Below are 24,331 nucleotides of genomic sequence, written 5' to 3'. Positions count from 1 at the left end.
AAGCTTAATTTTTAATGTATAGCTTTGATGTAAAAATTAAATCCGCTATCCAGTTGTTTTTGGAATTCCTTTAATGAATAACAATCCAAAAATGATTGAACTTCCTGCTATGATAAATATGATTTCGGGTGACAGTTCATCCCAATAATAACCAGCCAATAAACTACCGCTTGCAACGCCTAATCCCCACATCGTGCTATATAAAGCCTGTGCTCTACCTTGCTGCCCAAGACTAAAATGATTAAAAATAACTCGCATCGCAATCATGTGGAATAAACCAAAACTAAATGCATGCAGACTTTGAGAAAATAGTTGCATCCAAAATGAATCTGGAAACAATCCGACAATAATAAATCGCAAACCCGTTGCTATTAAACAAGCGATGATCAATGTTCGCCAGCTATAACGTATTAACAATGTATTGGCATAAGCAAACATCATAATTTCAGCAATGACTCCACTAGCCCATAAAAAACCAATAGTCGTCGTGCTGAAACCAGCCATTTGTAAATAGTTACTATAAAAACTATAAAATGGAGCTTGCGCAAAAAGCATGATAAATTCAATCAAAAAAAGCGAATAAACCACAGGTTGTTTAACCACTGGTAATATTGAATCTAAACTCTTTTGCGCCTTTGGCGCATTACTCGGCTCTTTTATACTAAACGACCATAAAAAAGTTAAAAATGCGATACTCAGTAACAAGATTGGTAGCATTGAAATATCAATAATTTCTAATAAAGCCCCAATCGCAAATACACCGACAATAAAGCCGATTGATCCCCATTTACGTACTTTGCCGTATAAGGCTTCGCGTTGCTCCCCTAACCAAAATAAAGTCACGCCTTCAAACTGTGCCAAAATTGCATTCTGAAAAAAGCTAAAAATCAGCATTAAGAGTGCTATAGATTGAAAATCGTTAGGAATTACAAAAATAGCAAACCAAACTACAGCTTCCATCCATGTTGCAATCCGAACGAGTAGCATCCGCTTACCCGATTTATCAGCAACCCAGCCCCATAAGAATGGCGCAACGAATCTCGTGAGCACAGCGATTGAACTTAATAGCCCTATTTCCGCATAGCTAAAACCTTGATCTTGGAGATACAAACTCCAATACGGCATGAATGTGCCTACAATTGCGTAATAGAAGAAGTAGAATCCTGCAAGCCTCTGATGAATGGCAAAATTAAACATTTTTTACATGGCTCTCTCAGGAAACAATTACAATTAAATGCAATCTATAACTCAATCATTTAAATCAAATTATCTTTTTTGAATAAGCAACAAAAAAGGTTGAAGTAAAATTCAACCTTTAAGTTTGATCAACAAACGTCTCAATAACTGAGATCATTCATTCAATGTAATGACTTTGATCAGTATATTTTGGGACTCTTCAAATTCATCAAAAATTTGTTTACGCACTAATTCTTTCGATTTTACTTTAAATTCATGATTTTGATACTTAATAACCGAAGGGATCTCATCAAAATAAGTATTACTCGCATCCAGCTCTTCCTCAAAAAGTGCTGTTCCCAACTGATAATCTTTACTTTTAAGCACAACATACTTCACTGTAGTCTTCACAAGGTTTCCCCTTTTTATATCACCCTTTATTTTTAGTTATATCAGCTTTTGGGTTCACATCAAACTACATTTAAACTCAACCGAACAGTAATTCTTCTTTCAGGAGAAAGCTAAAGACTTACAAAAATTGATACCCAGATTGTAGCGAAATGTCTAACTTCAACAGATCCATAATACCGCGTAGATAAATCAATCCTAGCATTGAAAATGCATATCAACTTATTAGAACATCTTTACAATTTTTCATAATTCTTTATGATAACCAGTTCACACTTATGATTTATTTGTGTTAAATTAATCATTAACAAAAACTAAATTATATATTGGTTGATAATAATGAAATTACAAATTATTGCTGTAATTACAGCGGTTTCGCTTTCAGGATGTTTAGTTGTATCTAAAAATGAGCCAACAGAAGAAGCAGAAACGGTAAAAACTTTGACTTCAAATGTTATTGATTTCAAACCTAGTGATGTCGTAACTCGAGTTGAAACTAAAGGTCAAGTGATCTGTGAGGCAAGCAAGCCATGTACAGAACTTACTTTTGATTGGAAAAAACAAAGCAACACCCTTTACAAGGTGACTGCTGATCTTTACGACCAAGAACAATTTAATATTCAAGCCGTAAACTTCCAAATTGATGGTAATTCTTTCCCATTTAGTGCTTCTCCAAAAACTGCTTTACGTCCAGTTTTAACAAGTACAGTGACAAACTCATCAAACTTCATCGAAGTACCTCTAAGTTTTATTAATCGCTTTAATAAAGCAAAAGAAATTAATGTAACTGTTGTTACAGATAAAGGTGAGATTTCGCACGCCGTTTTAAAAGATGGTAAAGAATCTTTTGCGTACAAAACCTTTAAAAATGGTTATGGTCATACCGAATAATTATTAACATCAAATTAAAAAACTCTCCAATGCAGATTGTGAGAGTTTTTTTTAATCTTATTTGGTACAATTTTATGAAGCGATATTAAGCGCCATAAAAGAACATTTTATTTAGCAATGTTTTAAACAACAAACATGGTTATAAGAACTCAATTATAAGGTCAATTCATGAAAATTCAGTTAGCACTTATTACTTCATTTCTTATTTTGGGCGGATGTGTAAACAATCCAGCCGATCGAATTGTCACGAAAGGTCCTCTTATCTGTGCCGCAGATGAGGTTTGTCCTGAGTTGGCATTACGTTGGAATGAAGAGACCCGTGATGGTTTTAAGATAACGGCTGAAATTAATGATTCTTCAGCTTACGACATCAAACAAATGGTTTTCCTCGTCGACGATCAACCCTATGTCTATTCTACAATTGACCCAACCAACAATGTTACAAATGCGGGCGTGATTACATCAAGTAATGCTATCCGTGTTCCTGTGAGTTTTTTAAACTCATTTAAAGATGCTAAAAAAATTGATTTAAAATTAGTAACCGATAAACAAGAAATTTTACGCCCAATTCTAAAAGAAAATGGTGAGAAGTCTTCTGCTTATCTTACTTTCCTTAAAGGCTACACCAATAACAACACTCAATAAAAGTAAACATTTTCTGAAAATAAAAAAACCAGACTTGAAGTCTGGTTTTTTTATAGATAAAGAATTATTTAGGTTCAATCGGTGCAAATGGAGAAATCACATCTGCATTCTGTGCACGATGACGCATGAAATGATCCATTAATACAATCGCAAGCATTGCTTCCGCAATAGGTGTGGCACGAACACCTACACATGGATCATGACGACCTTTGGTCAAAACATCCGTATCTTCACGATCTAGATTAATGGTTTTACCCGGTGTTGTAATCGATGCAGTAGGTTTTAAAGCGATAGCAACTCGAATATCTTGACCTGAAGAAATACCACCTAAAATACCACCTGCATGATTTGCAAGGAAACCATCTGTCGTTAATTCATCACGTGACTCATGACCAAACTGTCCAGCCACAGCAAAACCATCACCGATTTCAACACCTTTCACAGCATTAATCGACATCATCGCATGGGCAATGTCAGCATCTAGACGATCAAATACAGGTTCACCCCAACCTACAGGTACTTTCTCCGCAATAATTTCAAGCTTTGCGCCACAACTTGTCCCTTGTTCGCGCAATGATGTCACTAAAGCCTCAAAACGAGGAACTGCATTTATATCACCACAGAAGAATGGATTATTCGGAACTTCATTCCAATCCAATACTTCTGCTTTTTCAGTACCAATTTGCGTTACATGACCACGAATCACGATACCAAACTTTTCAGCAAGATATTTTTTCGCAATTGCACCCGCTGCAACACGCATTGCAGTTTCACGCGCACTTGAACGACCACCACCACGGTAATCACGGAAACCATATTTATGTGTATAAGTATAGTCAGCGTGGCCTGGGCGGAAAGTTTGCGCAATATTTCCATAGTCTTTTGATTTTTGATCAGTATTACGAATCAATAAACCTATTGATGTCCCTGTGGTTTTGCCTTCAAAGACACCTGAAATGATTTCAACCTGATCAGGCTCTTTACGTTGTGTTGCAAACTTCGACGTTCCAGGTTTACGACGATCTAAATCATGTTGTAAATCAGCTTCAGTGAGTTCAATCCCCGGCGGAACACCATCGACAATCGCCATGAGCCCAACACCATGAGATTCACCACAAGTCGTTACACGGAAAAGTTGTCCAATACTATTACCTGCCACGTTCACGACTCCTTATGCTTGAACAGATTGAATAAATAAATCACTGTATTCACGGCATTGCGCTGCTGTGAGCGCGAAAATACCTGAACCACCTTTTTGGAATTGTAACCAATAGAAATCAACTGTATTAAAGTTCTGACGCATTGCCCACTCAGAATTACCCACTTCAATCACAATCAAACCATCTTCTGTAAGGTAATCTGCTGCTTGAGCTAGCATTTTGCGAACCAAATCCAAGCCATCTTGACCCGCTGCAAGTGCAAGCTCAGGCTCATGCAAGAATTCAGCAGGCAAATCTGCCATGTCTTCAGCATCTACATAAGGTGGATTCGATACAATTAGATCATATTGGTTCTCTGCAGGAATTTTTGAGAACAAATCAGATTCAAGTAAAGCCACTTCAAACTGCTTGTTATGATGTTCTGCATTAATCGCAGCAACTTCCAAAGCTTCTTTTGAAATATCCGTCGCATCTACTTCTGCTTCTGGGAATGCATAAGCTAGAGCAATGGCAATACAACCTGAACCTGTACACATATCTAAAATACGGCGTGGCATTTTAGGTTGCGCATTTTCTGGCAAATTATTAGCCGCTTCACGTGGTTGATGATTTTCATCTAAACAATAAGGTGCAAAGCGATTATTGATCAATTCTGCAATTGGAGAACGTGGAATAAGTACACGCTCATCAACGTAATATGGTTTTTCACAGAAATATGCCAAATTCAATAAGTAAGATGTTGGCACTTTTTCATTAATACGGCGCTCAAGTAAGCTAATAAATTCAGCTTTTTCACTTGGTAATAATTTTGAATCCAAAATATCTGGATTTGCATTCCAATCTAAAGCAAGTGTTTGAAGTACCAATGCAGAACTTTCAGCAAAGAAATCTTCAGTACCTTGACCTAAATGTGCATCATATTGACGTAGTGCTGTCACACCAAAACGAATGAAATCACGAATTGTTGTTAAATTATCAGCAGCTTCCTGCAAGTGTTCAGGGCTAATCGTCAGTTGATCCACTTAAGGTATCTCCAATAGGTAAATTTTCAAAGCGGCTTATAATACCGCGTTTTACTGATAATGATAAAATTCTGTCGTTAGAATCTTTCACTTTTAAACAGTTTTATGCCCTAAAAGGCTGTTTTTTAGTTTTTTTGATATCGTTATTCGAAAAAATAATCAAACTATCCTATTTAACAGTCGTCTTTATTTTTTTATCGTGTATAATTCTGGGTAACTAGAAAATTTATGTTGTTTCGGTAAATCTTTTATTTCGCAGTGTTAGTCATAATCCTACGTTTGGTTTCAGATTTTAAGTTTCATTTTTTTTCAAAGTTACAAATGAGTTTCATTACTCAAAACATCAAATTTCAAATAGGGTTCTATTATGTCTAATACTGTTAAAGGTACTGTAAAGTGGTTCAACGAAACTAAAGGTTTTGGTTTCATTCAACAAGAAAACGGTCCTGACGTTTTTGCTCATTTCAGCGAAATCAAAGGTTCTGGTTTCAAAACTTTGGCTGAAGGCCAACAAGTTGAATTCAGCGTAACTCAAGGTCCTAAAGGTCCTAACGCTGTTGATATCGTTGCTGTTTAAGACTTAAAGTCTCAGCAATAGATTAAAAAGCGAGGTTTTACCTCGCTTTTTTGTGTCTGCAATTTAGGAGTGCTTTCTGTTTAAGGAGTCTTATACCGAATAGTCGATCTCTACGAACGATTACTTTCATCATTTTTAAACAAACCTACCCTCCTTTACAAATAACTATAGAAACAATAAGAACAATCAAATCATCAACATCACAAAAACCATATACAGTTACCTCGATAAAGCTTGAATTAGTTTTCTATTGACCTTATATAAATAGCAATTGATTTTTTAGATACGCGACCTTATGAGCTATAAACACAACAACTTAATGGCAATGCGTGTGAATTATTGGAATGATACGGATTCCAGCCATGTAAAAAGTGAGAAAAATTTTTTACAGCAAATCCTAAATGAGCATGAGGTTTTTCAACCAGCCACTTTAGATGATGCCAAATACTTATTTTTCTCACTTCCAAGCATCATCATTGTTAAAGGCTACGCTTCAGGTTTTTCTGACGATGGTGTTAAGGTTTTGATTGATCAATTTATTATTTCAAATAAAGTTCTATTGAGTTCTCGTGCTGAATTAAAAATCGCGTATAAAATATAGAAAATTTTACGCTTTGCTTAGGCTATTTATAATTCATCATTGGATTGACCTTATTTACATCAGATATTCAACCAGTTGAACTATTTTAATACGGTCTTTCCCTGTAATATTCTTTAAAATATTAGACCAGCTCGATTCGCTTACAGGATTTTATCTTCATGTCAGATCAGAATGAAAAGCTCAAACAGTTAAAAACCTCATCTATGGATCGACGCCTCTCAATTGCAAAGGCATCTCTATTAGCAGGTACGCGTTGGGCAGCTTCTAGTGCGACTTCTATCTTTTCAAGTGAAGAAGATAAAGAGAAAAAACGTAAGCAAGCCATGAAGGAACAGGCTGAGTATCTTGTTGCTGAAATTGGCAAGCTTAAAGGATCAATCGTAAAAATTGGTCAGATGATGGCGCTTTATGGTGAACATTTTCTTCCAGAAGAAATCACTCAAGCACTCAATACACTAAATAATCAAACGGTTGCATTAGACTGGCCTGCTATTAAAACCCAATTGGTTAGACAACTTGGTTCTAAGCTAGACGATTTAAATATTGATCATGAGCCTTTAGGTACAGCTTCTCTAGCTCAAGTCCATCGTGCAACACGTAAATCTGACGGCTTGGAGTTAGTACTTAAAATTCAGTATCCAGGTGTTGCAAGTGCGATTGATTCAGACATGAGCTTATTTAAAAATATGCTCAAACTGACACGTATTGTTCCTCAAACTCGTGAATTTGATCAGTGGTTTGATGAAGTCCGCGAAATGATGCATCGCGAGGTGAATTACCGTATAGAAGCAGAAACCACTCGTCGCTTTGGTGCGCGCTTAAAAGAAGATCCGCGTTATAGCGTGCCACAAATCATTGATGACTACTGTACCGATCAAGTCTTATGTATGACATTTGAGCGTGGCGTACCGATTAATAGCCCAGTTATGCTATCCCTGCCTCAAGAACGTCGTAACAAACTGGGAGAAGCCTCTTTAGAAATTGCTGTTCGAGAAATTTTCGAATGGGGTGAAATGCAAACTGATCCTAATTTCGGCAATTATCTAGTCCGCCTCGGTGATGGTGAAAACATTCAAGACAAGATTGTTTTATTAGATTTTGGTGCTATCCGACAATTTGATGCTCAACTTCTTAAAGTTGCACGCAATTTAATTAAAGCTGGTTATGATCATAATGCTGAAACAATGGTTAATGCGATGACTGGCTATGAGTTCTTCGATGGCATGCCTTTAAGCATTAAGCCTGACATGGCAAAAGTATTTTTACTGGCAACAGAAGCATTTAGCTCCAAAGAAAATAACCCTGACCTTCCTGAAGGGGTCATGGATGATTTACAACGCTATGATTGGAAAAAAAGCCAATTGCATAGTCGTGTTATGCAACGTGCTTCAAAATCGATGGCCTCTCGCTATTTCTCTGTGCCACCCAAAGAGTTTATGTTTATTAGCCGTAAATTTATTGGTGCCTACACATTTATGACTGTCATTGAAGCAAAAACCAATGTGCGTAAAATGATTCAACCTTTTATTTAACATTCAATCCATCAGCATTCAAACGTCTAAGATGACAGATTTAGATTTGTCATCTTAGTCAATAAAAATAAAATGCGTTATTTTTTTAAAAAAATATTTTTTATATTATTCAATATGTTGTATTTAAAAATACCACTTATCTAAATATGTATATTTTACCAACACCCTTGTCAAATCTGACATAGTTTTAATTCATTTGTCATGTCAGGATTATTCCCATACTAGCAGCAACGGAATTCATTCATTTGAATCGGTCTGCACTTATAATAAAGGGAAATAAAAAATGACAAATATGGCGAATAAAGTACAAGGTTTAGGTCTGGCTTTTATAACCAAACTCGCAGGTAGTGATTTACTTGATCAATTTAAACTGCGTGGCTTAATTGAAAAGTCGCTATATCAAGGCTCTAAAGCTGGGTTTAAAACATTGACCGCAACACAAAAGGTTTTTAAATCCAACCAAAGCAATGCCAAACAACGCCTGCCCCACCAAGAAAAATCTCTATTTGATTTGAGCTTAACTGAAGAACAGCAAATGACTGCTGATGCAATGAATCAGTTTGCATTAGAAGTTCTCTACCCACTTGCACATGATGCAGACCATCATGAAAAATTTCCTGCTGAACTTTGGAAACACAGCAGCGATTTAGGCTTGAACTATTACGCATTGCCTGAAAGCTTTGGTGGTGTTGCAAGTGAAAAAAATATTATTAGTAATATTCTGATTGCCGAGAATCTTGCTCAAGGTGATTTCAGTCTTACCGCAGGTTTGTTGTCTACATTTAGCGTGATTAATGCCATTACACAATGGGGTTCTGAATCAATCCAAAATAAATACCTTTCGAGTATTTCAGAAGACACCGGTATTCAAGCAACTTTTGCGATTCAAGAATCAACTCCTGCTTTCAATCCATTTCAGTTAAAAACCAAAGCCACACATTCCAATGGTCAATTCACCTTGCAAGGTGAGAAAACTTTGGTGGTGCTTGGGGAAACAGCCGATCTAATTTTAGTGAATGCAGAATATAACGGAAAACCTGACCTTTTCATTGTTAAACGTGATTCAACCATTCACTTTAAAAAGAGTCCAGCAATGGGACTGAAAGCAACAGAAACCGTCAATCTGATATTTGACAATACACCTGCTGAACCTTTAGGTGATGATGATTTTGACTATACCGAATTTTTAGATCTCGGTAATCTCATGTGGTGTGCGATGGCTGTTGGAACATGCGAAGCAGTCAAAAAATATTGCATTCAATACGCCAATGAACGTACTGCATTTGGTGAACCCATTTCACATCGTCAGAGTGTCGCTTTTATGATTGCTGATATGGCAATCGAAATCGAAGCCATGCGTATGCTCGTCCTTAATGCAGCAAGTCTTGCAGAAGCAGGAAAATCGTTTCACCGTGAAGCCTATCTAGCCCGTATTTTATGTGCTGAAAAATCCATGAAAATTGGTACAGACGGCGTACAGCTGCTGGGTGGGCATGGCTTTACCAAAGAACATCCAGTAGAGCGTTGGTATCGTGATCTCCGTGCCACTGCAATCCTACATTCTGGCTTACATGCATAATTCATAAATAAAAAGGATAATAATCATGAATTTAGAAAACCCAAAAAAGTTTAAGCTTCTAGTCGATCAAGCCCATGAAACTGCATTGAATGTACTACGCCCTATTTCACGTAAGTATGACAAAGCTGAACACGCCTACCCTAAAGAACTCAACATGCTTGCTTCATTACTGGACGGCATGAATGAAGGTGGTGATGGCATGAATGCGGGAGCTGCTGTTAATAAACGCGGTGATACCGAACAAGGCAATAAAAATGGCGTAAATATGTCAACAGCACTTGGTGTCATTGAAATGTGTTACGGCGATACTGGATTACTACTATCAATGCCTCGACAAGGTTTGGGGAATTCCGCAATTGCTGCAGTAGCCAATGATGAACAATTAGAACGATTCAAAGGTACTTGGGCAGCGATGGCGATTACTGAACCTGGTTGTGGGTCAGATTCTGCTGCGATTCGTACCACAGCAACGAAAGATGGATCAGATTACATTCTCAATGGAGAAAAAATCTTTGTGACTTCTGGAGATCGCGCAGATTCCGTTGTAGTCTGGGCAACACTGGACAAAAAATTAGGACGTGCTGCTATCAAATCCTTTGTTGTACCTAAAGGTACGGCGGGTATGAAAGTTGAACGCTTAGAGCACAAACTTGGAATTAAAGCATCCGATACTGCGGTGATTAGCTTTATCGACTGCCGTGTTCCAGCAGCCAACTTACTCGGTAATGAAGAAATTGATGTTGCTAAAGGCTTTGCTGGTGTGATGGAGACGTTTGATAATACTCGACCTCTTGTCGCCGCGATGGCGGTAGGCTGTTCTAAAGCCTCATTGGAACGTATTAAAGAAATTTTTAAAGACACTCTGGATCAAGATTATTCAACGCCTTATTTGCAAACCTCGAATATCGCTGCGCAAATTTATCGAATGGAAGCTGAGTGGGAAGCTGCACGATTACTTACCTTAAAAGCCGCATGGATGGCGGATAATAAAAAGCCAAACTCACGTGAAGCCTCTATTGCTAAAGCCAAAGCTGGACGTATATGCAATGAAATTACATTGAAATGCGTAGAACTTGCTGCAAGTGTTGGATATAACGAAGATGAATTATTGGAAAAATGGGCGCGTGACTCTAAAATTCTAGATATCTTTGAAGGTACACAACAGATTCAACAACTCATTGTGGCGCGCCGTGAATTGGGTAAATCTTCAAGTGAACTGAAGTAATAAAAACTCCTTAACTTGAATAAATTTTCATCAGTATTCGAAAATTTATCGCCCAATAAGAAAAGAGATGGATTTAAATGCCTTAAGGTATTATAAAACTCATCTCTTTTTTAATTTTGTCATCCGAAAATGTATCATCTACGCCCTATTCAAACATCTGATAACCCTCAACTTGCACACATTATCCGAGAAGTCTCTAAAGAATTTGGTCTTGCAGCCGAATCTGGATTTGCTGTTGCAGATGCGGCTGTCGATGATTTATACAGTGTATATTCACAAGCCAATGCATACTATTGGGTGATTGAAAATCAGGATGGTCAGATTTTTGGTGGCGGTGGGATATCGCCACTCAAAGGTGCTGATGGCATTCTAGAATTACAGAAGATGTACTTTTTAGAGGAGATCCGAGGTTATGGATTTGCCAAACAAATCATTGAGCACTGTATCAGTTTTGCCAAATCCAATGGTTTTAGCTCAATTTATCTAGAAACCACCGAACAGTTGTGGCAAGCCGTAAAGCTTTATGAAAAATTAGGCTTTAAGCATCTAGAGCATCCTAAAGGTAATACTGGACATAGCCATGCTTGTGAAATTCGAATGGAAAAAATTCTTTAATTTTATTCTTTAAGTAACCCAAATGATGATCTAGTCTCGATATTTTTTCTGATGCAAAATAAAAATGATCACCATTGAGATCAGGATCATGGTGAGAATCACAAAGAGAAATATTCGGTCTTCCAACTCATGTGGCAAAATGTTTTGCCACAGTTGGTGCAACCAATGGCTAAATTGCATACCCATAGTGACAATGGTGAAAGACCAAATAAAACAAGCCAATAGATTTACGACTGCGTACAAAATAAATGGATAGCGTTTAATCCCAAAACTAATGGGCATAACTGTGCGTAAGCCCCAAGCAAAACGCATTAACAGAATGGTTAATATCGGATGTCGATCGATAAACACACTTGCTTGGTCAAATTTCGAGATCAACTGAGGACGCTTTTTAAAGAAATCAAAGCCAAACTTTCGACCAAGAAAATAGTAAAATTGATCTCCAATAAAACTTCCAAGCATCGCTGAAAAAATTAACCACCAAAAATTCAAAAGATGTTGATGTACAGCATAGGCTCCGAGTAGAAGAATCGTTTCACCTTCAAAAAATGCACCAACTAAAATGGCAAAATAGCCATATTGTTGTAACAGCGCTGACCAATCCATGCCTTATTTACCTTTTATTATTACTATTGGTATAAAGAACCATTCAGAATTTGGATCTGAATATGTTTAATTGAAGCATAAATGAAAATTGACTTTGAACGGCTTTATTTAACAAAATGTAAAGACACAACAAGCATAGTGAAATGATTGTCCTGTAGATGATACATACTTTCTTATCAGGTCACTTTATTCATCAAGATATATCGGAAAGAATAACGCTTTCTAACAGTAGCAAGCATGAGAATAATATTATGAGTGAACAAACAGATTTAATTAACAAAGCACTTCAAACTAAAGCACCTAAAGATGTTGTTCTAGCATTCTTAGCTAACTCAGGTAAAGAAACTGTAAAAAATGTAAGTGAAGCACTCGTACACGAAGATGCCATTTACACTTCTCTTAATTTTGACAATCCAGAGCTCGCATTAATCGAGCCTTGGGCGGGTACGCGTAAAGGTCGTCAAATCTTTATTGATACATTCTCAAGTGTTGGAACATATTGGAATGTAGATAATTTCGAAATCACTGACATTCTTGGTGAAAATGATATCGTTGCTGTTTTTGGTACATTTACCTACACTTCAGTAGAACTAGGTAATACTTTTACCTCTCCTTTTTCAATCAAATCTAAAGTTGAAAATGGCCAAATCACTTTCTTACAATTTATGGAAGACACTTACGCATCAGCTAAGTCTTTTCGTAAAGAAGGACACTGGATCATTCAAAATAATGGTCGCTCAATCCAAGTTGGATAATACGCCATAAAATTGATTCAGCATTTTTTATAAATAATGATTTAGAAAATTGAGCCTATTAAAAAATAGGCTCAATTTTTATGAAGTCTAATATGCTTCATCATTAATCACGATTAAAAACCAATCCAAATTTTTCAAATATTTTCTTTCTTTTTTTAGGATGAATATTGGCTTTACTCAAATCACCTTTGTAGTGATCAAAAACGCGTTGATCCATAATTTTAGACCACCAAGCTGGGATCAAAGCAGGCAATAGCATACTGGCATACCCATTCGGCAATTCTGGTGCTTCATCAAAGTGTCGTAATGCTTGGAATGGGCGCGTTGGAAATGCATGATGATCTGAATGTCGTTGCAATTGGTACAAAAACAAATTGGTCACAATATTATTGTTATTCCAACTATGTTCAGGTAAAACCCGCTCATATTTACCATTCGCATCTTTTTGACGCAATAATCCATAATGTTCAATATAGTTAATAATTTCAAATAGTGTAATGCTGTAGGCTGATTGAACAGCCAAATAAGGCAATACACTTTTTCCAAAAAGACCAATCATGCTCGAATGAAAACCAGCAGACATCGACCAACCTTGCAACAACTCATTCTCTTTAGACCAAAATGACAAACCTCTGCGCTTTAAACGTGCATGTTCAATTTCGATCGCCGATTTAAATGATCCAATCACTGTTCTAGGCAAGAACTCATAGAAAGTTTCCCCCATTTGCGATGATGCTGGGTCTTCAGGCGTTGCGGCACGCTTATGATGACCATAAGGATGCTCAATACGAAAATGGTTATAGCCTGATGGTACTAAAGCCAAATGCGATAAAATATGATCTAAACGTGCTGACTTATGACTTAACTCATGTGCTGTATTGATCGCAATCCCATTGATTGCACCCATCGACATACCCAACAACACCTTATCCAATAATGATGTTTGTTTACGCGATGTTAAATAACAAGCGTAAATATTGGCTGCATACTGAATGGGAATAAAAGATTTCACCAAGCGCGCATAATACGGATCTTTTTCAAGTAATTGAATATCCTCAGGACTAGGATTGTTATTGTCTGTACCTACGATGGTATCAATTGTTGGAATGATGACATGAAGCACCAACGGTCCACCTAATGCAAAAACAATCTTCAACGGTTTAGGTGCAAAATGATAACCCGCTAAGATACCCAAACCAATCACAGGTAAAGCAGGACTAATCAACCAAAGGTATCTTTTTTTATCCAGTGAGAGACCTTTTAATGCTGTAGCATTGCTCTGATGCTGTTCTAATTTTAGAGGCGCATTCATTTGCATTCCCTATTCTATTTTTGTTATTCATATCATTAAAGATTAACAAATAGGACTACAGTTGTAATCGTCCAAATTAACTATGCATCAGTCCTTGACACTTTTAGAGGAGAAAATGTCCTCTAAAAACATTTTAATTTAACTTCAAAACAATAATAGTAAATTTAATAATGGAAAATTAGATAGTTATGGATGCTTTAAGTCAAATTTTTGAGGATATTCATTTTAAAAAAACTGAATACCTATACCTTCAAGGGCAAGGAAATTGGTCTTTTCAGTCCAATCAACAAGACAGCGTCATCACTCATATTGCGCTATTTGGAGAATTGTTTCTAAAATTTGAAAATGGCAATGAACTCCACTTAAACACTGGAGATATGGTGATTATCCCATCTGGGATGAAACATATTGGACATAGCCACGCAGACCAAAAGCTGGTTGAAAATTTTTTAATTGATCAACAATTTCGAGGGTTGCGTGATGAGGCGATCCACCTCGGTGACAAATCGACCAAAGCACAATCTTTGATTTTTACAATTAGATCGCATCTTGATAGTGTTATGGCAGTTCCATTGATTAATGCGCTACCCAATTATCTCCATCTTCGAAATGCTTTAAATGCACAAGAACCGGAATGGTTACGCATTGGTTTATATTTTGTCGCCAATGAAACCCAGAATAATCATCCTGGACGTCACAAAATCATGGATCATGTGGTGAGTATCATGTTGATTGAATCAGTGAGAGATTTTATTTTACAACAACACAATCAATCGGTGGATCCATCTGATTTCAATCCAAATCAAAAAAATCTTAAGCAAACTTTTGTTATCAATAATCAACGTGATTTCAACGCCAATTGGTTGATGGCACTTACCCATCCCGAGTTAAGTAACGCATTTAATGCAATTCATGGACAACCCGAACATCCTTGGACAGTAGAGAGTTTGGCTGAAGTGTGTTTTATGTCTCGATCAAAATTTGCGGATCTATTTCATCGCATTGTCGGTGAACCACCTCTCAGTTACCTCAAACAACATCGCTTAAGACTCGCCTGTCAACAGCTTAGAAATGGACAAATGCCGATTCAACAGATTGCACATAAAGTCGGTTACAGCTCTGAAACAGCATTTAGCCAAGCCTTTAAAAAACACTTTTTAATGAGTCCAAGCCAGTATAAACAACATCATTCAGCTGCTCCAAAATCCAAGCAATAAAAAAAAGCGCCGTAGCGCTTTTTTTTATAACTGAATATTTAAATTACTTAATCTTAGCAACCGATTTCAAATATTCTGTATAGTCTTTTAACAATTGAGTACCACGATAACCTTGGTACAACTTAATCAATTGCTGCTTTTCTTCAGCACTTAGACTATTTGGATCAGGTTTTTGAATATTCACCACAGCAACAATCACCATTTCATCTGGTAAAGCAGCCGTTGTTACTGACCACATACCAGCTTTAGGTGCAGGCAAACTAAATGCAGCGCGTTCAATTTCGCGTTTTAAACCTTGTGAACGTGTAAATACACCCGCACGCTCAAAAGACTGCTTATGCTTCGCTAAAGCTTGCTCAGCTGGCAATGCTTTAAAGTCTGCCAATACATTAGCAACTTGAGCTTTTGCTGCTTCATATGCCTTTTGATTAATCAGCAGTGTTTTCACTCGTGGAGTCACTTTCGCTAAAGGTTGTACACCTGCCGCATTATACTCACGCACTTTAATCCAAACTGTATCACCATTTGCCAATTGAAGACTTGATGAAGCATTACGATCACCATTTTTTACATCTTCATTAAACAGTTTTACTTTCACAGCCGGATCAGCAAGCACAGGGTCTTGAGTTCCTAACGTTACGCCTTTTGCTGTAATCACTTTCGCTGTTTTAACTTCTTGAGTCACCACATCCAAAGCATCACTGTCTACCACAAGCTCATTTAGTCCATTCACTGTATCTGAGAATACATTTGCTGATTTGTTTTTAATCACTTCAGCAGTTAAACGTGCTTTTTCAGCTTCGAAACTTGGTACGACACCCGCGTCAGAAGTTGATGAAACAATGTGATAACCATAATCTGTTTTCACAGGTTTAGAAACTACGCCGCTCGAAGCATCTACAGCTTGGTCAAATGCGTTACCAAACACACCTGCAGCATAACCCTCAATCAAACCACCATTCACTTTAGAGCTTGGATCTTCAGAATACTGAGTCGCAGCATCTGCAAATGACGTTCCCGCTTGAATTTTTGCATAAACATCATTGGCCAATTTAGCTGCTTCTGCATCAGTACGAGATTCAGCAGTAATCAAGATATGCTTCACCTGTTTAACAGCATTTTTGTTCTGCTGATCAACAAATTGCTTATATGCTTGCTGTAGCTCTTCATCAGTAGCAGTCGTATTTGCTGGTGTAACCATTGATGGCGACACGACAACATAATCCACATCTACAGATGCCATTTGCTTAAACTTGTTTGGGTGTTTTGCGTAATAGTCCGCAATCTCTTGATTGCTCACTTTTACTGATTTTTTATAATCATCCAATTTCACAGAGGATAAATACAATTCACGTTGCTCAGATTGCAAATTTGAAATTTGTTGAATATCAAGCTCGCTCACCAACGCATTATCAGTAATGGTTGAGGTCAACATTTTCAAACCATGATCTTGACGTAAATTCTCAATCAATGACTGACTGGTCATACCAATCGAACGTAGATAATTTTCATACGACTTTTGATCAAACTTACCATCAATCTGTAAGCTTGGTTGCTGTGCAATCATCTGTTCAATTTGTGCATCACTGAGTGAAATACCCAACTTCTTCGCTTGTTGAATCAGTAAAGCTCGGTCAACCAAACTATCGAGAGCTGCATTATTAATATAATCTTGATTTAATAATGACTCATCACCTTGAACCATTTGTAAAAATTGTTCTTTATAATTTTTAGTTTGAGCTTCCAAATCTTTGTTTGAAATTTCTAAATCATTAACAGTTTTGGCAACACCATCTTTATTTCCACCACTAAAGTACCCGTCGATACCAACAAGTGCCAAAGGTGTTAAAAATAAAACCAGTAGTACTTTGCCAAGCCACCCCTTAATGAGTTTACGAAACGATTCCATGAGTAATCCAATATTTTATTTCATAGCGATTCTAACTGATATTCAAATCCGAATGAATCACAACAGTAGGATATTTTTCGAATAAATAAAAAACGCGCCTCAGCGGCGCGTTTTATGATAAGAGTCCATTATGCAACAGAATCTTTTAATCCTTTACCAGCTTTGAAACTTGGTACTTTGCTTGCTTTAATCTGAAGCTCTTCACCAGTTTTAGGGTTACGGCCAGTACGCGCTGCGCGGTCTTTAACACTGAAAGTACCGAAACCAACTAAAGTTACTGTATCACCTTTTTTCAACGCTTCACCAATTGAAGCAATAGTCGCGTCCAATGCTTTACCTGCATCAGTCTTAGACAATCCCCCTTTCTCTGCAATCGCGTCGATCAATTCTGATTTATTCATGAAGATTACGTCCTCTTATATCGTTTGTTTAAAATCCAAGGCTATAGTTAAAAAAGGCCATGACGACTTTATAGCAATGCTTTGGGGGGAAACGCAAGACTACCTGACTGCTTTTCTGCAAAATAACGACTAAAAATTAATAAAAATGATGTTTTATAAAGATTCAGATCATTTTTTCTGTATCAGATCGTGTAATTTTTTGTTTTCTTCCACTAAGGCATCGACCTTATGATGTAAAGCAATAATGAGTCCTTCTAAGTGCTGAACATCTTTAGCCGTAACAAGACCAATCTTATTTAACGATGTACTGACCCCATGATCAAGTAGTTTCTCAACTTTATCTTTTGTATCTGTGACAGATTCTTTGGTCTTTTCAGCGACTTTGTTGACAGTTTGATCGGTAATTTCAACCGTTTTAGACTCAAGCTCTTCGCCAACTTTGACTAAAGTATCAAACATTTTACTGCCTTCTTCTTCAGCACGTGAAAAAGCACCGAGACCAGCTAACCAAATTTGTTTGGTATATTTTCTAAAATCCAAAGAAGACTTGCGATTTAAACGCTTACGATGGGGACGTGATTCAGCATCATTTTCTAACAGTCCATGTTCTTTATTGTTATCCGAATCTTGTTTCACAGTGTTACTCCTGTATATTTTATCAACGCAATAATCATTTGATGCATAAAATACCTTAATATTATCAAATTAAGCTCTTGAACCTTTGGCTAAACTGTTCTACAAAGCATTGTTAAATTATTTTTAGTTCAGCACAAAGTAACACTTGCCGAACTTGCTTTGGAAATTTAAAACTTTAAATAGGATTTTTTTATGAGTGAATCGCAACATCAACAAGGTCAAACTCGTTTGTTGCTTAACATTGCCATGGTGATATTAGAGACATTTTACTCTTTTATTCTTAAACATGACCGTGTTGTTCGCCTTCAAGCTAAAAAATTTGTTGAACAACAAATTGCTATAAAAATGAATAGCTACATCCCATTTTTTGACTTTTATATTCAATTTACTGACAAAGGCCTTCTTTTTGACCTAAAAGCGCCAGAAAAACCTGTTGATTTGACGGTAAATAGCTCGCTAATAGACATGATCCAGATCTTCGCCTTTGGTAATCGTCGTAGCCTAAAGAAAATGCGTATTGAAGGTGATGTTGTTTTGAAAGATGAGTTTAAAGATTTATCTTTGCATCTCTCAATTCCCAAAATCGCTTCAGACTGGAAACAATGGTTTATTAATGGTGATGACGATGGTCTGAGTATCGCATCAAAAAAACGTATTGCACCCCTACTCGAAAAAATTGACCTCCAACGCTCTAAAATCAATAGCTTAGAAGTTGAGGTAAAACAATATAAAAATCGTATACGTCGTATGCAGATGAATCAAAAACGCATTAATGTGGTATTTATCATTACTGCTGTTCTTTTCTGCGCCTTAATCGTGTATAATCTTTGGCATTATTTCCAATAATACCAATAATAAATTGAGCAAAAACAGCATTTAAAGTTCCCAAAATAAATTCCTACTATTTTAGTAGGAATTTGCAAATAAAACTTGACTAATTTAGTCAGGATTCATAAAATTCATACATCTAATCTAAACACGTGTATCGAATCATGCGCCTTACCACTCGCGGTCGTTACGCAGTGACTGCATTACTTGATTTAGCTTTGCAGCCATCTGAGCAAACGATTACGTTAGCTGAAATTGCTGCCCGCCAAACAATTTCTGTTGCTTACTTAGAACAACTCTTTGCCAAACTCAAACGTCATGGTTTGGTTTCAAGCGTCCGTGGTGCAAATGGTGGATACCATTTGGCTCGTCGTGCCGAAGAAATCACAGTGTTAGAAATTATTGAAGCTGTAAACGAAACTGTTGATGCAACACGTTGTGACCATAAAGGCAATTGTCAAAATGGTGCAATGTGTTTAACTCACGATTTATGGCAAGAACTCTCCCTTCATATTGCCGATTATCTAGCTAAAATCACTCTTGCTGATTTAGTCGCTCGTGACAACGTTCAAACTGTTGCCATTCGTCAAAACACAGCACCTTTAGATTCAGCCCTTTTATCGGTTACAGGTATTTGACATGAAACGTCCAATTTATCTTGATTATGCAGCAACAACTCCTGTTGATCCGCAAGTTGCTGAACGTATGATGGAATGCCTAACATTCGATGGCACTTTCGGTAACCCTGCTTCTCGCTCGCATGCCTACGGTTGGCAAGCAGAAGAGAAAGCTGAATATGCACGTGAACAAGTTGCAAACCTTATCAAAGCTGATCCGCGCGAAATCGTGTGGACTTCAGGTGCAACTGAATCTGACAACCTTGCACTTAAAGGTATAGCTCAGTTCTACGGTTCTAAAGGCAAGCACATCATCACGAGTAAAATTGAGCACAAAGCAATTTTAGATACGTGTCGCGAACTTGAAGAAGATGGTTTCGAAATCACATATTTAGAACCAGAAGCTCAAACAGGCTTAATTACACCAGAGATGGTTAAAGCGGCCCTTCGTCCAGATACCATTCTTGTTTCACTTATGATGGTAAACAACGAAATTGGTACTGTCACTGATGTTGCTGCAATTGGTGAATTAACGCGCGCAAACAAAACTTATTTCCACGTTGATGCGGCTCAAGCTGCGGGTAAAGTTGAAATTGACTTAAGCGTGATGAAAGTCGATTTGATGAGCTTCTCTGCTCACAAAATTTATGGTCCTAAAGGTATCGGTGCATTATTTGTTCGCCGCTCTCCACGTGTACGTTTGAAAGCTCAAATGCACGGTGGTGGTCATGAACGTGGTATGCGCTCTGGTACACTTGCAACCCATCAAATCGTGGGTATGGGCGAAGCATTCGAACTTGCAGGTAAAAACCTCGCTTCTGAACAAGCACGTATCCGTGTCCTTCGTGACAAATTATGGAATGGTGTTCAAGGTCTTGAGCAAGTGTTCCTCAATGGTCACCCTACTCAAAACGTTGCAAACTACCTCAACGTTAGCTTCAACTTTGTTGAAGGTGAGTCACTCATGATGGCTTTGAAAGATGCTGCGGTATCTTCAGGTTCTGCATGTACATCTGCAACTTTAGAGCCTTCTTATGTGCTTCGCGCTTTAGGTCTATCTGACGAACTCGCACACAGCTCAATTCGCTTCAGCTTTGGTAAATACACCACTGAAGAAGATATTGACCATGTTCTTGAAGTGACTAAAACAGCTGTACAAAAGCTACGTGATCTATCACCGCTTTGGGACATGTTTAAAGAAGGTATTGATTTGTCCAAAGTTGAATGGACTGAACACTAATATCGTACAAAACACTGAGCATCTTTGTTAATAAACAATTGATTTTAACCAAGATGCCTCAATATTAATATTATCAGGCAGACCCCGAGTTTTGGAGACGCATCATGGCTTATAGCGAAAAAGTAATTGATCATTACGAAAACCCTCGTAATGTTGGCGTTTTAGATAAAAATGCTGAAAATGTGGGTACAGGTATGGTCGGTGCACCGGCTTGTGGCGACGTTATGCGTCTACAAATTCAAGTCGATGATAACGGTGTAATTGAAGAAGCACGTTTTAAAACTTATGGTTGTGGTTCTGCAATTGCATCAAGCTCTTTGGTTACAGAATGGTTGAAAGGTAAAACTTTAGATCAAGCACAAGCAATCAAGAACATTGATATTGCAACTGAACTGGCTTTACCTCCTGTTAAAGTTCACTGTTCTGTTCTTGCAGAAGATGCGATCAAAGCAGCTGTTGAAGATTACCGTAGCAAAAAAGCTCAAGCATAATCTGCTTTAGTACTTGCTTTATTGATGATTGAATGGAGTTTTCATGATCAATTTAACTGAAAATGCTGCAACCCATATCAGCAATTATTTATCAAATCGCGGTAAGGGCGAAGGTATTCGCGTTGGTGTGAAAACTTCTGGCTGTTCTGGTTTGGCTTATGTACTCGAATTCGTTGATGAAGTCGATACGCATGATCAAGTATTTTTACAGCATGGTGTTAAAGTTTTTGTTGACCCTAAAAGTCTAGTCTATCTTGAAGGTATGGAGATGGATTACGTTAAAAATGGCTTGAATGAAGGTTTCGAATTCAATAACCCAAATAAGAAAGGCGAATGTGGTTGTGGTGAATCTTTCACTGTATAATTTCCTACGTGTACCCTTTCCAATTAAAACAGTGTCCAACACTGTTTTAATTTTATTAAATATATGCTTTTCCCATAATCATCTTGGAATTTTCTCCCAATGAATCATTTTGAGTTGTTCGATCTCCCTGAAGCACTCGATATTGATTTAGCAACTTTAAAAGCTCATTTTTTAAAATTGCAGCAACAATATCATCCAGACAAAGCTGAAGATAAAGACAAGGCGCTAATTAAATCGAGCGAGATTAATCAGGCCTATAAAGTATTGTCTCAGGTCGATAGTCGCGCAGGATATTTACTTGCACTTAAAAAGCAAGATCATCACCTCGATCAATCTATTAGTGATTTTGAATTTCTACAATCTGCTTTAGAAATTCGCGAACAACTCGATGAAGCAACTGACAGCGACCAACTCAATTCCCTAAAAACTGAAGTCCAACAATGGATGGATGGTTTAGTTCGTGAGTTTAAAATGGACTATGACGCTGAAGATTGGGCAGAATCGAGAGACACAGTTCGTAAACTTCGTTTTTTCCAAAAAGTCATGAATGACATTCTAAAAGCCGAAGATCGAATTTTAGATGATGAAGATTTTGATTTAGATGATGAATTTTAATTTTACTTTTTTGACATATTCTCAAGGGATTTAACAAATGGCACTCTTGCAAATTGCAGAACCTGGACAATCAAGTGCGCCACACGAACATCGTATCGCAATTGGTATCGATCTTGGGACAACCCATTCCCTTGTAGCAACTGTTCTTTCTGGCAAAGCTAAAGTTCTCAATGATGAACAAGGCCGTGTACTTCTGCCTTCAGTTGTACATTATGCAAAAGACCAAACTCAATTTGGCTATGAAGCAAATCCTTTTGTAACAACAGATCCACGCAACACGATTAGCTCAGTAAAGCGCTTTATGGGTCGCTCAAAAGCAGATATTAAATTTCAACACCCTTATGCACTCGTCGGTGAAGACAATCAAATGCCAGCATTTGAAACCGCACAAGGTCGTAAAACTCCCGTTGAAATTTCTGCTGAAATTCTTAAAAAACTCAAAGACCGTGCTGAATCTAGTCTAAAAAATCCAATTAACGGTGCAGTCATCACTGTTCCAGCTTATTTTGATGAAGCACAGCGCCAAGCAACACGTGATGCTGCTGAACTTGCTGGGCTCAATGTACTCCGTCTATTGAATGAACCTACTGCTGCTGCAGTTGCTTATGGTTTAGATCAAGAAACCAATTTAAGTTCAGATCAAAACTATGTGATTTATGACTTAGGTGGTGGTACTTTTGACGTTTCAATTTTACGTTTTTCTCAAGGCGTATTTGAAGTTCTAGCGACCGGTGGTCATACCGCACTTGGTGGCGATGATCTAGATCGTTTAATCGTAAAATGGGCAAAGAAACAATTAAGTATCGAAACATTAAACGATACTGAATACGCACATTTTCTTGTCAATGCACGTAAAGCAAAAGAATCACTTTCAGATACTGAGTCTGTAGAATTAAAATTGCTTGATCAATATTTAACGCTTGATCGTGTAACATTTGAATCCATTATTCAAGTTGCACTCGATAAAACCATCAGCGTATGTAAACGAGTTTTGCGTGATGCAAAGCTTGGACTGAGTGACATTCAAAACGTTGTATTGGTCGGTGGTTCTACACGTTCATATGCAGTACAAAAAGCTGTCCGTGAAGTGTTTAACCAAGAACCTTTGTGTACGATTAATCCGGATGAAGTTGTTGCGATTGGTGCATCCATTACAGCGAACCAATTGATTGGCAACTCGACTGATGGCTCACTTTTACTTGATGTTACCCCACTGTCTTTAGGCATCGAGACGATGGGTGGTTTAGTCGAGCGTCTGATTTCACGCAACACAGCTATCCCTGTAGCACGTCGTCAAGAGTTCACCACCTATCAAGATGGTCAAACAGCGATGTTGATTCATGTAGTACAAGGTGAGCGTGATTTAGTCGAACACTGCCGTAGTTTAGGTCGTTTTGTTCTTCGTGGTATTCCTCCAATGACTGCAGGTCAAGCACGCATTGAAGTCACCTACCAAGTCGATGCAGATGGCTTACTTGCTGTTTCAGCGCGTGAAACCACATCCAATGTTTCTGCTCAGATTGACATCAAACCATCTTATGGTTTATCTGATACGGATATGGAACGCTTATTGGTTGATGGCTTTAAATTTGCTGCTGAAGACAAAGCATCTCGCCATTTACAAGAAACCAAAGTTGAAGCGCAGCGTGAACTTGAAGCATTAGAGCAAGCGCTTAAAGTAGATGCACAACTGTTAAATGAAACAGAATTAAATGCTTTAAATCTTGCAAAAAATGAATTACAAACTCATTTAAAATCGGATGATATTACAGCGATTGAGCAATCAGTTGAAGCACTCAAAGTGCATAGTGATGCTTTTGCTGCTAAACGTATGAATCAACACATTGATCAAGCACTTAAAGGTACAAAGCTTGATGATTGGTCAAACTCAAACTAAATAGGTAAAAAT

26 protein-coding genes are annotated in these 24,331 nt (G+C 37.5%); 17 read left to right on the top strand and 9 right to left on the bottom strand.

Annotated features, from left to right (window positions below; translation table 11 throughout):
- Window positions 1-45 precede the first annotated feature (45 nt).
- Window positions 46-1,197 (bottom strand): MFS transporter, encoded by a 1,152-nt coding sequence (locus AC5YDM_RS02345; protein ID WP_496150525.1) that lies wholly within the window; start codon window positions 1,195-1,197, stop codon window positions 46-48.
- 153 nt (window positions 1,198-1,350) lie between these two features.
- On the bottom strand, window positions 1,351-1,587 hold the full coding sequence (locus AC5YDM_RS02340) for a hypothetical protein (protein ID WP_496150524.1): 237 nt from the start codon (window positions 1,585-1,587) through the stop codon (window positions 1,351-1,353).
- A 336-nt stretch (window positions 1,588-1,923) separates the two neighbouring features.
- On the opposite strand from AC5YDM_RS02340, the gene AC5YDM_RS02335 reads away from it, so the two are divergent.
- Window positions 1,924-2,475, top strand: coding sequence for a hypothetical protein (locus tag AC5YDM_RS02335; protein ID WP_496150523.1), 552 nt, complete (start codon window positions 1,924-1,926; stop codon window positions 2,473-2,475).
- A 168-nt stretch (window positions 2,476-2,643) separates the two neighbouring features.
- A complete protein-coding gene (locus tag AC5YDM_RS02330) occupies window positions 2,644-3,120 on the top strand; it encodes a hypothetical protein (RefSeq protein ID WP_496150522.1) in 477 nt (158 codons plus the stop codon).
- Window positions 3,121-3,184: 64 nt separating this feature from the next.
- Here the strand turns inward: AC5YDM_RS02330 and aroC are convergent, their stop codons facing one another.
- Together aroC and prmB are read right to left on the bottom strand one after the other, a co-directional pair.
- On the bottom strand, window positions 3,185-4,279 hold the full coding sequence (aroC, locus tag AC5YDM_RS02325; protein ID WP_496150521.1) for a chorismate synthase: 1,095 nt from the start codon (window positions 4,277-4,279) through the stop codon (window positions 3,185-3,187).
- A gap of 12 nt (window positions 4,280-4,291) precedes the next feature.
- The gene (gene prmB, locus AC5YDM_RS02320) at window positions 4,292-5,302 is read right to left on the bottom strand and encodes a 50S ribosomal protein L3 N(5)-glutamine methyltransferase (RefSeq protein WP_496150520.1); all 1,011 of its coding nucleotides are present in this window, start codon (window positions 5,300-5,302) and stop codon (window positions 4,292-4,294) included.
- 367 nt (window positions 5,303-5,669) lie between these two features.
- On the opposite strand from prmB, the gene AC5YDM_RS02315 reads away from it, so the two are divergent.
- The 6 genes from AC5YDM_RS02315 to AC5YDM_RS02290 all read left to right on the top strand — a co-directional run bounded on the left by AC5YDM_RS02315 (window position 5,670) and on the right by AC5YDM_RS02290 (window position 11,431).
- The gene (locus tag AC5YDM_RS02315) at window positions 5,670-5,879 is read left to right on the top strand and encodes a cold-shock protein (protein WP_035263597.1); all 210 of its coding nucleotides are present in this window, start codon (window positions 5,670-5,672) and stop codon (window positions 5,877-5,879) included.
- A gap of 295 nt (window positions 5,880-6,174) precedes the next feature.
- A complete protein-coding gene (locus AC5YDM_RS02310; RefSeq protein ID WP_496150519.1) occupies window positions 6,175-6,480 on the top strand; it encodes a hypothetical protein in 306 nt (101 codons plus the stop codon).
- A 158-nt stretch (window positions 6,481-6,638) separates the two neighbouring features.
- Window positions 6,639-8,012 (top strand): ABC1 kinase family protein, encoded by a 1,374-nt coding sequence (locus AC5YDM_RS02305; RefSeq protein ID WP_496150518.1) that lies wholly within the window; start codon window positions 6,639-6,641, stop codon window positions 8,010-8,012.
- 283 nt (window positions 8,013-8,295) lie between these two features.
- Complete coding sequence (locus AC5YDM_RS02300) at window positions 8,296-9,591, top strand: acyl-CoA dehydrogenase family protein (protein WP_496150517.1); 1,296 nt, start codon at window positions 8,296-8,298, stop codon at window positions 9,589-9,591.
- A 25-nt stretch (window positions 9,592-9,616) separates the two neighbouring features.
- On the top strand, window positions 9,617-10,816 hold the full coding sequence (locus tag AC5YDM_RS02295; RefSeq protein WP_496150516.1) for an acyl-CoA dehydrogenase family protein: 1,200 nt from the start codon (window positions 9,617-9,619) through the stop codon (window positions 10,814-10,816).
- A 129-nt stretch (window positions 10,817-10,945) separates the two neighbouring features.
- Window positions 10,946-11,431, top strand: coding sequence for a GNAT family N-acetyltransferase (locus AC5YDM_RS02290; protein WP_496150515.1), 486 nt, complete (start codon window positions 10,946-10,948; stop codon window positions 11,429-11,431).
- Window positions 11,432-11,461: 30 nt separating this feature from the next.
- Here the strand turns inward: AC5YDM_RS02290 and AC5YDM_RS02285 are convergent, their stop codons facing one another.
- Window positions 11,462-12,037 (bottom strand): DedA family protein, encoded by a 576-nt coding sequence (locus AC5YDM_RS02285; RefSeq protein ID WP_496150514.1) that lies wholly within the window; start codon window positions 12,035-12,037, stop codon window positions 11,462-11,464.
- 251 nt (window positions 12,038-12,288) lie between these two features.
- Between AC5YDM_RS02285 and AC5YDM_RS02280 the strand changes: the two genes are divergently transcribed.
- Window positions 12,289-12,792, top strand: a complete 504-nt coding sequence (locus AC5YDM_RS02280; protein WP_496150513.1) for a nuclear transport factor 2 family protein — start codon at window positions 12,289-12,291, stop codon at window positions 12,790-12,792.
- A 103-nt stretch (window positions 12,793-12,895) separates the two neighbouring features.
- Here AC5YDM_RS02280 and AC5YDM_RS02275 read toward each other — a convergent pair whose 3' ends face one another.
- The gene (locus AC5YDM_RS02275) at window positions 12,896-14,104 is read right to left on the bottom strand and encodes an alkane 1-monooxygenase (protein WP_496150512.1); all 1,209 of its coding nucleotides are present in this window, start codon (window positions 14,102-14,104) and stop codon (window positions 12,896-12,898) included.
- A 188-nt stretch (window positions 14,105-14,292) separates the two neighbouring features.
- Between AC5YDM_RS02275 and AC5YDM_RS02270 the strand changes: the two genes are divergently transcribed.
- Window positions 14,293-15,321: a helix-turn-helix domain-containing protein gene (locus tag AC5YDM_RS02270; protein ID WP_496150511.1), complete on the top strand. Its 1,029-nt coding sequence runs from the start codon at window positions 14,293-14,295 to the stop codon at window positions 15,319-15,321.
- Between the two features lie 43 nt (window positions 15,322-15,364).
- On the opposite strand, the gene AC5YDM_RS02265 is transcribed toward AC5YDM_RS02270, so the two are convergent.
- The 3 genes from AC5YDM_RS02265 to AC5YDM_RS02255 form a co-directional block, all read right to left on the bottom strand.
- Complete coding sequence (locus AC5YDM_RS02265) at window positions 15,365-17,230, bottom strand: SurA N-terminal domain-containing protein (protein WP_496150510.1); 1,866 nt, start codon at window positions 17,228-17,230, stop codon at window positions 15,365-15,367.
- A gap of 128 nt (window positions 17,231-17,358) precedes the next feature.
- Window positions 17,359-17,631, bottom strand: a complete 273-nt coding sequence (locus AC5YDM_RS02260) for an HU family DNA-binding protein (protein WP_067659107.1) — start codon at window positions 17,629-17,631, stop codon at window positions 17,359-17,361.
- 168 nt (window positions 17,632-17,799) lie between these two features.
- Window positions 17,800-18,267: a phasin family protein gene (locus AC5YDM_RS02255; RefSeq protein WP_496150509.1), complete on the bottom strand. Its 468-nt coding sequence runs from the start codon at window positions 18,265-18,267 to the stop codon at window positions 17,800-17,802.
- Window positions 18,268-18,459: 192 nt separating this feature from the next.
- Between AC5YDM_RS02255 and AC5YDM_RS02250 the strand changes: the two genes are divergently transcribed.
- From AC5YDM_RS02250 to hscA, 7 genes are all read left to right on the top strand, one after another.
- Window positions 18,460-19,113 carry a hypothetical protein gene (locus AC5YDM_RS02250; RefSeq protein WP_496150508.1) on the top strand — a complete coding sequence of 218 codons (654 nt, stop codon included), beginning with the start codon at window positions 18,460-18,462 and terminating at the stop codon, window positions 19,111-19,113.
- A gap of 146 nt (window positions 19,114-19,259) precedes the next feature.
- Window positions 19,260-19,733 carry an Rrf2 family transcriptional regulator gene (locus AC5YDM_RS02245; RefSeq protein ID WP_496125259.1) on the top strand — a complete coding sequence of 158 codons (474 nt, stop codon included), beginning with the start codon at window positions 19,260-19,262 and terminating at the stop codon, window positions 19,731-19,733.
- 1 nt (window position 19,734) lies between these two features.
- Window positions 19,735-20,952 (top strand): IscS subfamily cysteine desulfurase, encoded by a 1,218-nt coding sequence (locus AC5YDM_RS02240; protein ID WP_496150507.1) that lies wholly within the window; start codon window positions 19,735-19,737, stop codon window positions 20,950-20,952.
- Between the two features lie 104 nt (window positions 20,953-21,056).
- A complete protein-coding gene (gene iscU / locus AC5YDM_RS02235) occupies window positions 21,057-21,443 on the top strand; it encodes a Fe-S cluster assembly scaffold IscU (RefSeq protein WP_067659122.1) in 387 nt (128 codons plus the stop codon).
- Window positions 21,444-21,486: 43 nt separating this feature from the next.
- A complete protein-coding gene (gene iscA / locus AC5YDM_RS02230) occupies window positions 21,487-21,807 on the top strand; it encodes an iron-sulfur cluster assembly protein IscA (protein ID WP_496125257.1) in 321 nt (106 codons plus the stop codon).
- Window positions 21,808-21,906: 99 nt separating this feature from the next.
- The gene (hscB, locus tag AC5YDM_RS02225) at window positions 21,907-22,422 is read left to right on the top strand and encodes a Fe-S protein assembly co-chaperone HscB (protein WP_496150506.1); all 516 of its coding nucleotides are present in this window, start codon (window positions 21,907-21,909) and stop codon (window positions 22,420-22,422) included.
- 37 nt (window positions 22,423-22,459) lie between these two features.
- Entirely contained in the window at window positions 22,460-24,319 is a 1,860-nt protein-coding gene (gene hscA, locus AC5YDM_RS02220) for a Fe-S protein assembly chaperone HscA (RefSeq protein WP_496150505.1), read from the top strand.
- Window positions 24,320-24,331 lie beyond the last annotated feature (12 nt).

The organism is Acinetobacter sp. CY81 (genome assembly GCF_059515925.1).
This window is presented reverse-complemented; position numbering and strand designations above follow the sequence as displayed.

Bases quoted from the DNA above. Each gene is read 5' to 3' on its own strand.
- AC5YDM_RS02275 (WP_496150512.1), bottom strand. From the start codon at position 14,104: ATGAATGCGCCTCTAAAATTAGAACAGCATCAGAGCAATGCTACAGCA.
- AC5YDM_RS02280 (WP_496150513.1), top strand. From the start codon at position 12,289: ATGAGTGAACAAACAGATTTAATTAACAAAGCACTTCAAACTAAAGCA.
- AC5YDM_RS02300 (WP_496150517.1), top strand. From the start codon at position 8,296: ATGACAAATATGGCGAATAAAGTACAAGGTTTAGGTCTGGCTTTTATA.
- AC5YDM_RS02290 (WP_496150515.1), top strand. From the start codon at position 10,946: ATGTATCATCTACGCCCTATTCAAACATCTGATAACCCTCAACTTGCA.
- AC5YDM_RS02260 (WP_067659107.1), bottom strand. From the start codon at position 17,631: ATGAATAAATCAGAATTGATCGACGCGATTGCAGAGAAAGGGGGATTG.
- AC5YDM_RS02305 (WP_496150518.1), top strand. From the start codon at position 6,639: ATGTCAGATCAGAATGAAAAGCTCAAACAGTTAAAAACCTCATCTATG.
- hscB (WP_496150506.1), top strand. From the start codon at position 21,907: ATGAATCATTTTGAGTTGTTCGATCTCCCTGAAGCACTCGATATTGAT.
- AC5YDM_RS02270 (WP_496150511.1), top strand. From the start codon at position 14,293: ATGGATGCTTTAAGTCAAATTTTTGAGGATATTCATTTTAAAAAAACT.
- AC5YDM_RS02335 (WP_496150523.1), top strand. From the start codon at position 1,924: ATGAAATTACAAATTATTGCTGTAATTACAGCGGTTTCGCTTTCAGGA.
- AC5YDM_RS02245 (WP_496125259.1), top strand. From the start codon at position 19,260: ATGCGCCTTACCACTCGCGGTCGTTACGCAGTGACTGCATTACTTGAT.
- AC5YDM_RS02295 (WP_496150516.1), top strand. From the start codon at position 9,617: ATGAATTTAGAAAACCCAAAAAAGTTTAAGCTTCTAGTCGATCAAGCC.
- iscA (WP_496125257.1), top strand. From the start codon at position 21,487: ATGATCAATTTAACTGAAAATGCTGCAACCCATATCAGCAATTATTTA.
- AC5YDM_RS02330 (WP_496150522.1), top strand. From the start codon at position 2,644: ATGAAAATTCAGTTAGCACTTATTACTTCATTTCTTATTTTGGGCGGA.
- AC5YDM_RS02315 (WP_035263597.1), top strand. From the start codon at position 5,670: ATGTCTAATACTGTTAAAGGTACTGTAAAGTGGTTCAACGAAACTAAA.
- AC5YDM_RS02345 (WP_496150525.1), bottom strand. From the start codon at position 1,197: ATGTTTAATTTTGCCATTCATCAGAGGCTTGCAGGATTCTACTTCTTC.
- AC5YDM_RS02250 (WP_496150508.1), top strand. From the start codon at position 18,460: ATGAGTGAATCGCAACATCAACAAGGTCAAACTCGTTTGTTGCTTAAC.
- AC5YDM_RS02285 (WP_496150514.1), bottom strand. From the start codon at position 12,037: ATGGATTGGTCAGCGCTGTTACAACAATATGGCTATTTTGCCATTTTA.
- AC5YDM_RS02240 (WP_496150507.1), top strand. From the start codon at position 19,735: ATGAAACGTCCAATTTATCTTGATTATGCAGCAACAACTCCTGTTGAT.
- AC5YDM_RS02265 (WP_496150510.1), bottom strand. From the start codon at position 17,230: ATGGAATCGTTTCGTAAACTCATTAAGGGGTGGCTTGGCAAAGTACTA.
- AC5YDM_RS02310 (WP_496150519.1), top strand. From the start codon at position 6,175: ATGAGCTATAAACACAACAACTTAATGGCAATGCGTGTGAATTATTGG.
- iscU (WP_067659122.1), top strand. From the start codon at position 21,057: ATGGCTTATAGCGAAAAAGTAATTGATCATTACGAAAACCCTCGTAAT.
- hscA (WP_496150505.1), top strand. From the start codon at position 22,460: ATGGCACTCTTGCAAATTGCAGAACCTGGACAATCAAGTGCGCCACAC.